We start from the raw sequence: 1,339 nt of genomic DNA, 5'->3' as shown, positions 1-1,339 counted from the left end.
ATACAATTTGAATTTTGTATAAAACGAGGTGGATAGGGTGAATAAAAGAGACAGAATTACAAAGTTATCCGCAAATGCTCAAGTAGCTAAATCGTTAAGTGAATGCCAGCATTGGATGAATGAAATGTTGCTAGAAATTGCAAAAGGGACTAAATATGAAATGGATGTAAGTGATGCATTTGATGTATACAACAAAAAAGTTGTAGCTATAAACAGTGGTGTCCCATATGCGAATTGATACTTCATATTAAAAAGTTAATAGGAATAAGAAATCCGGAATTTCAACAAAACGTTAGGAATCTACGAGGTGATGTTAATGACATTTGAAGTTGTAAGTAAAAAAGGCAACGTTACAGGTTCACTACAGAAAAGTATGGAATGCTTGTGTGATTTAGGTTGCATTCTTGCGCAAAACGCACATGAAACAGCGATTAGTATTTCTATGACGCTATTGCGAAAAGGAGAATCGTTAACAGTGGATGACGCAGATGGGAAAGAAATTAAAGTTACAAGACTTAGTTAATTTTAACCAAAGCGTTATTTTAATCGAAAAGGGGAATGAGAAATGAACAAGGATATTCAGTTTTTAAAGGATTTGCAGCAGGAATTAAAAACACAGGAAATCGATTGCCAAGCATCACCACGATTTTGGACTTTAATGGATTACAAATGGGTTGTAACTGCAGAAGGGTACCACGAAAGAACATCATTATACTTTGTTAACGATTGTGAAGCTGTAATTGTCGATGAATACGTAAAAGAAATTATTAACGATGAAGTTGAACATGAGCTTACTAAAGAACAGATTGAAGACTTAAAAGAATTGCAAGAATACGCTTCTGAATACGATCTAGTTGAGTGGATTAAAGAAAATATCGATGAAGATTGCCATTTAGTATATGAAAAGGAAGAAGCATTCATTGTTGAAAATACGATGTTCTTAACTAAAGCAGAGGCTAAGAAACATATCGAACTGAACAAACACCATTACACAAGTAAGGTCCACACATACGCTATGACGGCATGGCGAGCACCGAAAGTGGAACGATTGTTGAATATATTAGAAACATTTGATTGGGAGTCAATTAGTACAAAATAGTTATTTTGGCAGGTGAATGAGATGGTGAAATGTGAGTATTGTATTGGAAATTCATATAAACGAAAGCCGCTAATGCAAAATGGTAAAGGCGATTATTATGTCACTATAAACAGTTGTAATTATTTAGAAGATAGTGAAGTCGGAGACCGAAATGAAAAATTCTCTTTATTCGGGGAAAGAATAAATTTCTGTCCTATGTGTGGCAGAGAATTAAAAGAAAACTAAACAAAATTCTTATTT

At 33.8% G+C, this 1,339-nt stretch carries 3 protein-coding genes; all 3 read left to right on the top strand.

What is annotated here, in order from left to right:
- Positions 1-37 precede the first annotated feature (37 nt).
- The 3 genes from MR058_RS22795 (at position 38) to MR058_RS22785 (ending at position 1,099) form a co-directional block, all read left to right on the top strand.
- Complete coding sequence (locus MR058_RS22795) at positions 38-238, top strand: hypothetical protein (protein ID WP_048723905.1); 201 nt, start codon at positions 38-40, stop codon at positions 236-238.
- 78 nt (positions 239-316) lie between these two features.
- A complete protein-coding gene (locus MR058_RS22790; protein WP_048723907.1) occupies positions 317-523 on the top strand; it encodes a hypothetical protein in 207 nt (68 codons plus the stop codon).
- Positions 524-565: 42 nt separating this feature from the next.
- On the top strand, positions 566-1,099 hold the full coding sequence (locus tag MR058_RS22785; protein ID WP_048723909.1) for a hypothetical protein: 534 nt from the start codon (positions 566-568) through the stop codon (positions 1,097-1,099).
- Positions 1,100-1,339: the final 240 nt, after the last annotated feature.

It is taken from the genome of Bacillus cereus group sp. BfR-BA-01430, from assembly GCF_022663115.1.
Classification (GTDB): Bacteria; Bacillota; Bacilli; order Bacillales; family Bacillaceae_G; genus Bacillus_A; species Bacillus_A cereus_BD.
Note: the sequence above shows the minus strand (reverse complement) of the source record. Positions and strands in the feature narration are given on the sequence as shown.

What these genes read in the sequence shown, in the direction of transcription:
- MR058_RS22790 (WP_048723907.1), top strand. Translation starts at nt 317, where the DNA reads ATGACATTTGAAGTTGTAAGTAAAAAAGGCAACGTTACAGGTTCACTA.
- MR058_RS22785 (WP_048723909.1), top strand. Translation starts at nt 566, where the DNA reads ATGAACAAGGATATTCAGTTTTTAAAGGATTTGCAGCAGGAATTAAAA.